Origin of the sequence: Paenibacillus taiwanensis DSM 18679 (assembly GCF_000425125.1) — a bacterium.
GTDB classification, from domain to species: Bacteria; Bacillota; Bacilli; order Paenibacillales; family Paenibacillaceae; genus Paenibacillus_B; species Paenibacillus_B taiwanensis.
In genome coordinates, this window is record NZ_KE384306.1 from 823,082 (window position 1) to 835,567 (window position 12,486).

Annotated in this window: 11 protein-coding genes; 7 read left to right on the forward strand and 4 right to left on the reverse strand. The window is 43.9% G+C overall.

Features of this window, described 5'->3' with window-relative positions; translation table 11 throughout:
• Positions 1-283: 283 nt before the first annotated feature.
• The 6 genes from H509_RS0112630 to H509_RS0112655 all read left to right on the forward strand — a co-directional run bounded on the left by H509_RS0112630 (position 284) and on the right by H509_RS0112655 (position 5,620).
• Entirely contained in the window at positions 284-793 is a 510-nt protein-coding gene (locus H509_RS0112630) for a GNAT family N-acetyltransferase (RefSeq protein WP_028545405.1), read from the forward strand.
• 161 nt (positions 794-954) lie between these two features.
• On the forward strand, positions 955-2,109 hold the full coding sequence (locus H509_RS0112635; protein WP_036697005.1) for an AI-2E family transporter: 1,155 nt from the start codon (positions 955-957) through the stop codon (positions 2,107-2,109).
• Between the two features lie 249 nt (positions 2,110-2,358).
• Positions 2,359-3,249, forward strand: a complete 891-nt coding sequence (locus H509_RS0112640; protein WP_028545407.1) for an effector binding domain-containing protein — start codon at positions 2,359-2,361, stop codon at positions 3,247-3,249.
• A gap of 28 nt (positions 3,250-3,277) precedes the next feature.
• Positions 3,278-3,865, forward strand: a complete 588-nt coding sequence (locus H509_RS0112645) for a histidine phosphatase family protein (protein WP_028545408.1) — start codon at positions 3,278-3,280, stop codon at positions 3,863-3,865.
• 113 nt (positions 3,866-3,978) lie between these two features.
• A complete protein-coding gene (locus H509_RS0112650; RefSeq protein WP_028545409.1) occupies positions 3,979-4,842 on the forward strand; it encodes a DUF421 domain-containing protein in 864 nt (287 codons plus the stop codon).
• 304 nt (positions 4,843-5,146) lie between these two features.
• The gene (locus H509_RS0112655; protein ID WP_028545410.1) at positions 5,147-5,620 is read left to right on the forward strand and encodes a C40 family peptidase; all 474 of its coding nucleotides are present in this window, start codon (positions 5,147-5,149) and stop codon (positions 5,618-5,620) included.
• Between the two features lie 129 nt (positions 5,621-5,749).
• Here H509_RS0112655 and H509_RS25155 read toward each other — a convergent pair whose 3' ends face one another.
• From H509_RS25155 to H509_RS0112675, 4 genes are all read right to left on the reverse strand, one after another.
• The gene (locus tag H509_RS25155; RefSeq protein WP_084159171.1) at positions 5,750-7,192 is read right to left on the reverse strand and encodes a sensor histidine kinase; all 1,443 of its coding nucleotides are present in this window, start codon (positions 7,190-7,192) and stop codon (positions 5,750-5,752) included.
• The gene (locus H509_RS0112665) at positions 7,173-7,856 is read right to left on the reverse strand and encodes a response regulator transcription factor (protein ID WP_028545411.1); all 684 of its coding nucleotides are present in this window, start codon (positions 7,854-7,856) and stop codon (positions 7,173-7,175) included. Before H509_RS0112665 ends, H509_RS25155 begins: the two co-directional genes overlap by 20 nt.
• 100 nt (positions 7,857-7,956) lie before the next feature.
• The gene (locus H509_RS0112670; protein WP_028545412.1) at positions 7,957-8,805 is read right to left on the reverse strand and encodes a DUF72 domain-containing protein; all 849 of its coding nucleotides are present in this window, start codon (positions 8,803-8,805) and stop codon (positions 7,957-7,959) included.
• A gap of 203 nt (positions 8,806-9,008) precedes the next feature.
• Complete coding sequence (locus H509_RS0112675) at positions 9,009-11,060, reverse strand: serine hydrolase domain-containing protein (RefSeq protein WP_245596035.1); 2,052 nt, start codon at positions 11,058-11,060, stop codon at positions 9,009-9,011.
• Between the two features lie 348 nt (positions 11,061-11,408).
• Here H509_RS0112675 and H509_RS0112680 point away from each other — a divergent pair, with 348 nt between their 5' ends.
• Positions 11,409-12,332: an alpha/beta hydrolase gene (locus H509_RS0112680; RefSeq protein ID WP_157277651.1), complete on the forward strand. Its 924-nt coding sequence runs from the start codon at positions 11,409-11,411 to the stop codon at positions 12,330-12,332.
• Positions 12,333-12,486: the final 154 nt, after the last annotated feature.

Consider the following 12,486-nt stretch of genomic DNA (forward strand, 5'->3'; position numbering starts at 1 on the left):
GCGTGTATGCGTATAGATGTTAACGTTAAACGGGTATGATCCTCATGTCAGTGTGGTGTATTTCCTAATAATATAACATGAACTCGTTCCTACATTTGACCAGATACCCCCAACAACATAAGTTATGTAGTCACCTGAAAGGGATAACGTTTATAAATGATTCATTTGTATATCTGACTTCGGGGAGTAGACAAAGTAAGTTAATTGATAGGATTCGCCATATATGCATGCTTCATCTTTTGAACTAGAGCATCATAAAGTGTTATTCGAGGGGGAGTCGATGATGAATATCAAACTTCGTAAGTTTACGAAATTCGATGATTATCGTTACTATGAGATGTCGCAAGAAATGGGGCCGGGGGAGAACGGGTTTCACAATAGTTTTTACGGATTAACACCCAAGCAGTTCAGACTTGCTTTGAGTCAGACTGAAAAGATGTCACGTGGAGTAGCCTTGGCTCCAAATTTCGTGCCGCAAACTTCCTACTGGCTCCTCGCGAATGATCAACCTGTTGGACTTGGGAAGCTGCGGCATTATCTAAATGAATCTTTAGCAGAGAGAGGCGGCCATATTGGCTATGCAATCAGACCAAGCGAACGGAATAAAGGATATGGGACGATTATTTTAAAGTTATTACTAGAGGAAGCGTCTAACAGAGCGCTGCAGGAAGTACTGCTAACTGTAGATGAAACCAATATGGCGTCCAGAAGGGTGGTTGAAGCCAACCGTGGACGCCTTACTTCAATTCAGAACGGGATATGCAAGTATTGGATTACCATTGCTCCCTCTTAGACGACTGGAGGAGGAGTAGAAGATAGGGATGCGAATAACATTCACAAAAATGATGACATTTCTGACGCTTATGCGTAACTTTGTGCGTAGTACATTGGAAAGAGAGTAGAGGATAGAGATAAATCTCTCTTATATACAATTTAATAAGGAGTGAGTCGTACTTGAATTCGGACGAAGCGCGTGTCAAGTCACCAACGAATTGGAGCGGTAGGCTGCTGCAATTTTTCCTGCACCAGAAGTTTGTTCTGTTTCTGCTTATTCTGCTGCTGGTTGGATTAAACGTATATGTATTTACTAAAATTTCTTACGTTTTCGAGCCCTTTAAAGTGCTGTTGACCACTGTCTCACTGCCTATTATTTTAGCAGGTGTGGCATATTATTTACTTAATCCGATCGTCGATTTGTTGGAGCGCTTTCGGATCAAACGTATCTATTCTATACTGGTGCTCTATTTGCTTATTGCCGGATTGGTGACATTTTTAATTGTTGCCATCGTTCCATTTGTGCGTGATCAGATTATAAGTTTATCGGAGAACTTCCCTAAATATTATCATGAGGCACAGCTGTTATTCCAAAGTTGGATCGGCAGTGATGTGTTTAATGAGGTTCAACAAAGTCTAGGATTTAATGCCTCCGAACTTGTGCAGAATATTACCGCGAAAGCTTCCTCCTTCTTTAATGATACGTTTAAAGGATTAGGGGCATTTTTAGGGAAAATAACAGAGTTTGTGTTAGCTTTTGTCATCGTGCCGTTTATATTGTTTTATCTACTTAAAGATGGGAAAAAGCTTCCGAATTATATAACCAACTTTATTCCGACGGGCCTTCGCTCGCGGTCGTATAAAGTGATGGCAGATATTAACGGGCAAATCAGCTCTTATATCCGCGGACAAATTATTGTCAGCTTCTGTATTGGTATTTTATTGTACATTGGTTATTTGATCATCGGGCTTGAGTATTCGCTTGTTCTGGCTGTTATCGCGGCATGTACGAGCATCGTTCCTTATTTGGGACCCGCAATTGCCATTACGCCAGCTTTAATTATCGCGCTAGTTACCTCGCCAGTAATGCTGCTGAAGATGGTTGTAGTCTGGACAGTTGTCCAACTGGTTGAAGGTAAATTTATTTCTCCACAAATTATGGGAAAGTCGCTAAAAATTCATCCCATTACGATTATTTTTGTCATTTTAACAGCAGGAAACCTGTTTGGTATCGTAGGTATTATACTAGCGGTGCCCGGTTATGCAGTGCTAAAAGTCGTTGCTACACACTTTTTCCAATGGTTTAAGTCACGTTCTGGACTGTACGACACCTAGCAGTGAGCAAATGTGGGGCGATAAGCGCACAGGTTATTGAAGTTATCCTACTCACTTAGATGGAACCCCTGTGGGTGCTGAGTCATCATGTAAGCAACAGGACTGCACCGGTTTACGCCGGATGTGGTCTTTTTGTTTGTGCGAACGACGACAACTATACACCCATCACAAATAGCACAACTAATCAAAAAGGAACTGCAAACATCGTGTACAATAACGATACAACGATGTGAGGGAGGGCAGCGACAGATGGATCATTATAATAGAATCCAAGCAGCTATCGACTTCATGGAACTGCACTTGCAGGAGGAACTCCAGATTGAGCAAATCGCAAAGGCTGCATGCTTTTCAGCTTTTCATTTTCAGAGATTGTTCCAGGCGATCTCGGGCTTTTCGGTTCAGACTTATATTCGCAGACGACGCTTATCGGAAGCGGCTATCGTCCTGAAGTCAACTGACCGCAACATATTAGATGTGGCTTTGGATTACCAGTATAACTCTCAAGAGGCGTTTACCCGTGCTTTTGATAGCTGCTTTGGCATTACACCTGCTAAATATCGATCATCCACTCAGCAGCTTGTCTATCAGTCGAAAATGAACTTTGTAGATTATCGAAATCAAGCGAGAGGAAGTTTTACTATGAATAAACCGTTTATTACCAATTTGGCTGCGGTAGATATTGTTGGGTATGAGTATATGACCACGCTTCAACATGAAGCTTATTATCAAGACATTCCAGGATTTTATCATCACTTTGGTGAACAGCAGTATTATTTGCACATTCCGAATCAAGCCGCCCCAGGGATGGCATACGGCATTTCGTGCCGGTTTCAGGACGATGGTCAATTTTCGTTTATCGTAGGCGAGGCCGTACACCCTTCAGATGTGAAGCTGACAAAAGGTCTTATTCGCTATCGCCTTCCTGAAGGTCTCTACGCTGAATTTAAGGTACATGGGCATGCAGATGAGGTGCAGCATACACGACGTTATATTTACGGAACCTGGCTGCCAAATTCCAATTATGAACGATTGGAAGGGCCTGACTTCGAAATAACAGATGTAGGGCAATCCCGTTATCCAGATCAGATGAAGATGTCTATTTATATTCCCATTCAGCAATCGGATATTAAATTCAAATAACACCTAACAGCAATCTGGAGGATATTATATGACAAAATTAGGCATTATACGACATGGCAGCACACCTTGGAATAAGGAAGGCAGGGCTCAGGGGAATTCCGATATTTCGCTTGATGAAGCAGGCAAACGTGACGCTATTCTGCTGGGAGAGCGACTTTGTTTAGAACAGTGGGATTTAATCGTGTCGAGCTCCCTCCTGCGAGCCAAGCAAACGGCAGAAATTATTCAAGAAAAATTCGGCCACATCCCAATGCTGCTGGATGATCGATTAAGAGAAGCTGGCGGCGGACAGATAGAAGGAACGACAGAAGCAGAACGTGTCGCAAAATGGGGTTCAACATGGCGGGAAATCGATCTAGGAATTGAGCGTACAGAGCATGTAGTGGAACGGGGGCTGTCCGCGCTTGAAACGCTGCTTCGAGAACACGAAGGAAAGAACATACTCGTCGTAAGCCACGGCGCTATCATTAAATATATGTTAGATGAAATTGTTCCTCATCCAGACCGTAACGTATGGCTGGACAATACTTCGCTCACTTGTCTGATCTATACCGAAAAGGGATGGTTTTGCGAGCTGTACAATTGTACACAGCATCTCTCATCAACAATTGTGTAACGATCATGTGTTGGAAAAGTCGTTGTAAGTCTGTTCAAATGGTCAGGGAGGCATAACTTTGTGATGTATGGCAAATAGTAAACGCAAGCACGTTAAAGAACGGAGGAGCGTCTATGTTGGAAGGATTTGAAATTGCCATACGAACATTGGTTTCCGTTGTGGTACTCTTTTTTTTAACCAAGTTGTTAGGAAAAAGGCAAGTATCTCAACTTTCACTATTTGAGTATATAACAGGTATAACGATTGGCAGCATTGCCGCCTACATCTCGTTGGATGCAGAAGCAAAATGGTATTTAGGTATTATTTCTTTAGTGGTGTGGGTTGCGTTCTCACTTGGTATCGAATATTTACAGATCAAAACCAAAAAATTGCGCGACTTTATTGACAGTAAATCAACCGTATTAATAAAGGGCGGCAGAATACTGGAGAAAAATTTACATAAAGAACGAATTACTTCAGACGAACTTATGCAGCAGCTTCGTAAAAATAATGCATTCCGCGTCGCAGACGTAGAATTTGCGGTGATGGAACCGAGTGGCGAAATTAATGTGTTATTAAAGAAAGAACTACAGCCGCTGACAGCTAAAGATTTAGGCATTGTATTGCCGAATGAGAAAGAACCCCAAATTGTCATTATGGACGGCAAGCTGCTGCCTGAACCGTTGCGGGGATTGGGACTAGACCTTAATTGGCTTCATCATGAGCTGGAGAAGGTAGGTTACAAGATGGAAGAAGTGTTTCTTGGACAAGTGGATTCCAATAAGCAGTTGTATGTTGATCTGTACGATGATCAACGAAGTGTGGGGATGCAGCAGCAACCGAATGTGCAATTAACGATGCTGCTGAAGCAATGTGAGGCAGAGGTCAGAAAGCTAACAGGTAAAAATGAGGATGTCCAACTGCAACAGCTGTATGAACGATTTAGAGCGGATTTAGAACGAGTGGTGCCTGACATCACCACACTTGCCAAGAAGTAAGCTAAGCTTCAGGGACAAGTGTCGTTTATTCTAGTACGTATAAAAGAGCGCTAAAGGGCTTTGAGCTTTTTTAGCGCTCTTTTGGTGTGCACAAAGTGACGTCGGACCTGACTTTGCGCTTGTTTTAAGGCTGTCAAGGTAAATTAAATGAGAATTTTATAATGGTCTTTTCATAGAAACGCCTAAAGCAGGAGCAGCAGTGGCTTCCATCATTCGGCGGTAAATTGTGGGGAAATTCCTTATGTTATCTTAGGAAAGGGTTAACCACCCCATAAAAAATAACTGAAGGAGATGAGTTCGATTGTTGAATAAAGTCAAATTCGGCAAATTGCTCGTAAGTGTAAGTTTAAGTGCATCATTTTTATTAGCAGGGAGTGTAGTGGCTCCATTACAAGCTGCGCAAGCGGCTACAGCTACAAGTACAAAGGCAGATAGCATTATTGCGACTGGGAAAAAATATATGGGAGTTCGATATAAGTTCGGGTCAGCAAGTGGACAAACGAAAACGTTCGATTGCTCATCCTTTACTCAATATATTTTTAAAAAACATGGAATTAAACTGCCAAGAGACTCCAGACAGCAATCCAAAGTCGGTTATGCGGTAAAGAAAAGTCAACTTAAAAAAGGAGATCTTATCTTCTTCTACTCACCGATTCATCATGTTGCTGTGTATATGGGTGGTGGTAAAATATTGCACACTTACGGCAAGCCTGGTGTGACAGTATCTAAACTGAGCACTTGGGATTCACGCATCAATAAGATTCGTCGTGTTCTGTAGCGTAGCAGCGTATATGGATTCGAGTATGCGCACCTTGTAGTTCATACGTGCCATAGTATATAGAAAGACCGGACAAGCCTATAGAAGGGAGCGGTGTTCACTCCGTTTCTATAGCTTTCCGTACATAGCTTAGACAGGTGAAGGAAAACAAACGGTAAATGTACTGCCTTGTCCCAACTCGCTTTTAACGGTTATCGTGCCATGATGGTTGTTGACGAGTTGCCTGGCAATAGCCAGACCGAGGCCAGTGCCGCCAGTTACACGAGAGCGTGCTTTATCTACACGATAGAAACGATCAAATATTTTGCTTTGTTCTGCTTGTGGAATACCGATTCCGGTATCAGCAACAGAGAAACATACGTGTTGTTTACTTTGCATAATACGTATATCAATTCGTCCATGTGGATTGGTGTAACGAATAGCATTTTCAATTAAAATGACAGCAACTTGCCTTAACTGCTCCCGGTCCCCTGTAACATAGGTAGGCTGCTCATCATGCAATTGGAACACGATTTCATATTCTTGTTTCCATAACTGTCGTAATACCTCTTCGAGCAGTATGTTCAAATTGACTTTATCCTGTTTAATGGATACTTTTCCGTGCCGTGCGACAGCCAGCAATTGAATGATGAGCCGCTGCATGCGTTGACTTTCTTGGTCAAGCGCCTGAATGGACTGATTCAGCACAACTGGATTTTGATTACCCCAGCGTTTGATCAAGTTGACGTGCCCGCGAAATGCGGTAAGCGGCGTGCGCAACTCGTGCGAAGCATTCGTAATAAAGTGCATCTCGCGCTCTAGCAGTTCCTCATGCTCGTCCAATAATTGATTAATGGTCCGTGCCAAATTAGTAAGCTCAATGGGTGTCACAGGTATCGGAATACGCTGATTCAAATTCGGCAGGTTACGCATTTTACGAACGGCATTCGTAATGGAAAATAGGGGGGACAAGTTTCTCCTTGTAATATGGTAGATTAGAAACGTCCCAAGTGTACCACTAATGATAGCTGTAAATAACAGCACTTTAACAATAATTTTTAGTAAACGTTCAATTGCATTAAGATGGACGTGAATATAAATGGTCCCTTTTTCACCATTAGGTTGATTCCATTTGACTTCATCCTGAAAGAACAAACCACCTTTCCAACTCCACCAGATCGTATCGGTCCATTTCAAGTCTACTTCGATTTCCTCATTACGAATGTTGTCATCCCAGCCTCTTGATTGAGCGATTGTGTTGCCAGCCGCATCAGCAATTTTGACGTCATAGTTTACGTGTTCGGGATACAGCAGCTCATTTATGATCAGATTCCAGTCTGCATGCATTTCATCTTGAAGTGTACTTTTTAGTTTTTGCTCTACGGCAAGCAGTTCCAGCTTTGTATCGGCAATAAAGTAATGACTAACGTTGCCGATAATAAACAAGCCAATACATAAGATGACCGTTAGTAAACTGAGCACGTACCAAAATGTAAATCGAAACATGAGTGTATTCATTTTAAGCACAAGTCGTGCTCTTAGTGTCTGTCTCCCCTGTGAGGGTACCGCTTGTTCACTCTGATCGTATGACATATCCCACGCCTCTAACCGTATGGATGAGTTTCGTATTATATTGCCGATCCAATTTGTTGCGCAAATACCGAATGTATACGTCTACAACGTTGGTCTCCCCCACAAAATCAAACCCCCAAACAGCAGATAACAGCCGCTCTCTTGAAATGACTTCACCTTGATGTTCTAACAGAAAAAGAAGGAGGTCAAATTCCCTTTGTGTCAGTTCAATGCGTGCATCGGCTCTATTCACAAGCCGTTTTTTGACATCGACAACTAAGTCTTCAATTTGATGTACCGCCGCATTTGGTGTGCCAACAGCACAATGATATCTGCGGAGAACCGTTCGAATACGAGCCAGCATTTCTTCAATCTCAAATGGCTTAGTAATATAATCATCTGCTCCCGTATCCAGTCCCGCAATGAGGTCGCCAATGTCATCGCGTGCCGTTACTAATATAATAGGCACATCACTCGTTTTGCGAATACGGCGGCATACTTCAAGTCCATTTAGCTTTGGGATCATCCAATCGAGTAAAATGAGGCTCCAGCTGTCCTGACTGACATATTCCAGCGCTTGCTCGCCATCTTGAGCGACAGTCACCTCATAACCCTCATGTTCAAGTTCTAATTGAATAAATTGGGAGACGTTATGTTCGTCTTCTACCAGTAAAATTTTGTCCATACTCTCATGCTCAGCTCGCATTATGATTAATTTGTATTTAGTATGTCCGCGGAGCAGAGGAACATGCTCATTTATACCTGTTAAGGTTCTTTAAGGCTTTTTACTCGAATAGATCCAATTGCCGCGGTCCAAGCCCCTTATAGGTGATTCCGAGCAGTTGGATGAGCTCCTTTGCGTTCTGAGCCGCATGGCCGCCTGAGTTATTATTAAAGATGACATAAATATGCTTGGATTGCTGTTGAAGAGAGAGTAGGTGATCTCTCCATTCCAATAATTGTTGCTTGTTGTATTGATACAAGTACCTGACATCACGCCAGTTCGCTTGACCTTGTGATATCCACCCACTTACGTTTCGTCCATGAAATCGTACCACGGTCATATCAGAGTCCGTCGGGTGTAGCACAATCGGGACAGAGCCTTGCCCTGCTTGAGGCTCGTCACATATGCTGTGCGCCCAATGCTGCTGTTTCATGAAGGTGAGTGTTCGTGTTCGCATATCAGGGGTAAACCAGCTTTGGTGGCGAAACTCAAGCGATACAGGCAGATCGCCTATAAGGTGTCGCGCTTTTTTTAGCGTATGTACATGTTCGCGTGTACAGTCAAACCACGGCGGGTACTGAAACAAGACCGACTTTAGTTTGCCTGACTGTCTTATGGGCTCAATAGAATAGATAAACTTGCGGAACATGTCTTCTTCATCCTCATAAGGCATTCCTTTGCGGTCATGTCCGGTCATTCCTTGATAGGCTTTGACGATGAAGCCAAATTGATCCGGTGTTTCTTTTGACCATTTCTCAAATGTGGATGCGGGCTGAATCGCATAAAAGGAGCTGTCAACCTCCACAATGGGAAAATGGGCGCTGTATGCTTTTAACTTGTTGCGGGCTGTAACTCCACTGCGGTACAGGTCGTCATGATCTCCCCAGCCCGCAAGTCCAATTTCAATCATTGCTATTTCCCCTCCTATGTATACAAAACATATAAGGTTCTAGGCTTAAAATCAAATAAAGGAAGCGGTCACGATCAAATAGCCCCTTTCCGCTATGACGGAATGAGGCTATTGCTTGGTTGCCTGAAGAGTAGGATGCATCTATGTGTTATTGCTGCTATGCGGTAGCGTCGTATGAGGAAGGGGGAAATAAATAGTGCCCGTTATGAAATCGGTCCGGACAGCATCATACTGATCATTGCTGCGGCTTCTTTACGTACTAGGCTCCGTTTTGAGCCGTAGTCTATAGTTCCGTCAGCCCGAGGCTTTACATCAGGGCCATACAATTGACTGGCGACAGCATACTTGACCGCAGTCTGTGCCCAATGATCCGTTGCGTCAGCCAGTAAGGCCTCTTGTGGATCAGCTCCCATAAGCTGCGCTAATCTCCATAAGACGACGGCTGCTTCTTGACGTGTAATGGGGGTGTCCGGGCTAAATTGATTAGTTTGTGTTCCTGTAACTAAACCAAACTCAGCAGCCGTTTGAATGTCTTTGGCATACGTATGTCCTTGCATGTCTGCAAAAGAGGACGTTTGGTCCGATTTTCGAATATGCATACTGGAAATGAGCAGTGAGATGAATTCCCCACGTGTTATTTCTTCGTCTGGCAAAAAGGTATTCCCTGAACCTAGCTTAATACCACCACGCAGGAGCAGATCGTCAATATATTTATGGTAGGGATGCTTCTCGTTAATATCAGTGATGGTTACGGTTGGTGCAGTCAGTTTTTGCAGCCATGACACATTTCCCCAATCCATGTACATGATCTGTCCGGTCTCATCCCGTTTAAAGCCAATAAGTTTGTTCGATTTGGTCTTAAAGAGAAGTGGTGCAATTTGCTGCAATTGTTGTGTGCCTTTTGAGCTTGATAATTCCAACACACCTTCAGGTTGTACTTTTACGCGCAGCAGTTCAAAGCCTAAGCGCAGGTCACGATAAGTTCCTGCAAACGGCTGCAACTCTTGCTGAGTTGGCTTTAAGATGTGGGGATCGGGCTTGTTAACGGGATAATAATGGTTCATAAAAGAAGTGAACGCGTGCTCGCGGAAGTAGGCGTTAGTCGCGTCATTCCGGTTAAAGATAACAAAGGCACCAGTCTTTTGATCTGGCAGCAGCCACATCCAGGAACTGAATCCAGGAAGATCCCCACCTTTGCCGACCACGTTTTGACCATTGTAGCTTTCTCGGAAGAGGGATTCAAATCCATACGAAGTGTTAGGCAGCCCAGCAACTGAAGACACTTTAATCTCAAGCATGCTGCGAACGGACGCTGGTTTTAAAATTTGGTGCCCATTGTAGCTGCCATCATGAAGCAAAGCTAGCATAAACTTGGCCATGTCGCTGCCCGTAGATAATAAGCTGCCATCGGGGGAATCCGCCGGATTAATATCATATGGTGGCATGGGCTCGCCACTCGCATCATAAGACGTGGACAACGCCATTTTAGTGTCTGGAGTCATAATAAAGCTGCTTTGTTTCATCCCCAGCGGGTCAAGCAAGTTCCTTTTTGCATATTGGTGAAAAGGCTCTCCTGTAATTCTCTCCACAATGTATCCTTGAAGGTTAAAGGCCATATTGTCATACATATAGGATTGTCCAGGTTTACGAACAACGGTAGGTGTGTAATGTCGTAAGTAGTCAGCGTTCGTTGCAAAATTGGCGTTTAAAGGCGGATCAGGGAAATCAAATCCGCTTGTGTACGTCATGAGGTGCTCTGCCGTTAGATCACCCTCGACTTGGCGAGGAATGTGAAGGTCTCCCAAGTAAGCGGAAATGTCTTTTTTGAGGTCGAGTTTCCCTTGCTCGGCAAGCTGCAACAGAACCGCAGCAGTAAATGGCTTGGTGATAGATGCCACTCGCATCACCGTTTTATGAGGGTCCATCGGTGTTTTGGCTTTTACATCCGAATATCCATACCCCTTATTTAACAACACCTTACCATCCTTTACGACTACAAATACAGCACCAGGGATATCTTTCATCTTGGGTGAGGCGAATAGCTTGTCGGCAAATGCTTCTACTTCTTGGGGAGAGGTCGGACCGGATGATGCTTGAGGTACAGCTTGAGTTGAAGCGGTAGTCGGAGACGCGGCTGCGAACGCATCTGTTAAGTAGAGGGAGTTAAAAAAGGTAAAGGCTGTTGCAAGCGCAAGCGTAGAAATAAGCACTTTTTTGCCGGGCCGTCGGGTCGCGGCATGTTGTTTCATGGTCATTACACGTTCCTCCTAAATTGAGATGAGTGAAAGGCAAATCATAATAAGGCGTCATTCATTACTGTCCCATAAGACAGGTGTATACGTTCATATCCCTTCAAAATATTTAAAAAATGAAGTTTTTATATCGTTTTAAAATGGAAAAAAAAGAAAATAAAAATTCATATTCTCATCTATAATGTTACCTGTATGGAAGAAAACTAGCTGCATACCACAAATCAATGGTCAATTAACTAGGGAATATAAGGTATAATGATAAACTTACACGTCTTTATTTTGGCAAGAAGGGCAACGCAAAAAAATGCAATTCGAAAAGCAATCCGAATCTTACTTAAGGGGGATACATACATGATAAATTTTAATCAGCTTGAACCGGGCATTCGGAGACTAGTTCAGACATTTATAGAATCTGGAAGGCCCTCTGTCAGGACTCAGACCTTATCGGAACGTCGCCAAGGGTATGTGGATTCCATCCATTTAGCGGGTGAAGAACTGCCCATATGGAGTGTAGCGGATTATACAATGGAAGGTATACGTTTACGTGTCTACAGACCTTCCACAGAAGTCAACCTGCCTATGATGATATATTATCATGGCGGCTGCTTTGTGAGTGGCGATCTTGAAACCCACGATCGCCAATTGCGGCACATATGCCGTGACGGCAACGTTATTGTGGTGGCCGTCGATTACCGTCTGGCGCCGGAACATCCTTATCCGGCTGCACACGACGATGCTCTCCATGCCGCGCAGCTTGTGCGTCGTTATGGAGAAGGCTGGGGTGGCAACAGCCAGCAGATTACACTGGCTGGCGATAGTGCAGGCGGCCATCTGGCGCTGGTGACATGCCTCCGGCTCAAAGCCTTAGGAGCGTGGCTGCCTGCTCGCCAGATCTTAATCTACCCGATGCTGGACGCCTCTTTGAGCAGTGACAGCTATACTCGTTATGGCGAGGATTATATCATCACGAAGGATACGCTGCTTACTGGGTATGAAGCTTATATGGCTGCTTTGCCTCATGGAGATGCGGAAGCGAGCCCTTTGTATCGCGACGATCTGGCAGGCTTGCCTGACACACATATTTTGACGGCACAATTCGATCCGTTAGTAGATGAAGGGGAGGAATTGTATCGTCGTCTTTTAGAAGCGGGTGTTCAAGCACAGTGCCGACGTTATTTCGGTGTTAACCACGGCTTTTTCCAGTTGGGAGGCATCAGCCAAGCAGGCAGGTCGGCGCTTCGAGATGTCGCTTCGATTATGCGTGATACGGAATAACTAATTAACATCAGATGGTATTTTAGCTATTTGGAGGATTGACCTTATCAAGTAACCTATGTAAATGTAGAGGAAACCGGTATTTCCAACTAGGAGATGCCGGTTTTTCGTGTGTCCAACTGACACGCTGCACGTAGTTCATCCCCCTAATAGT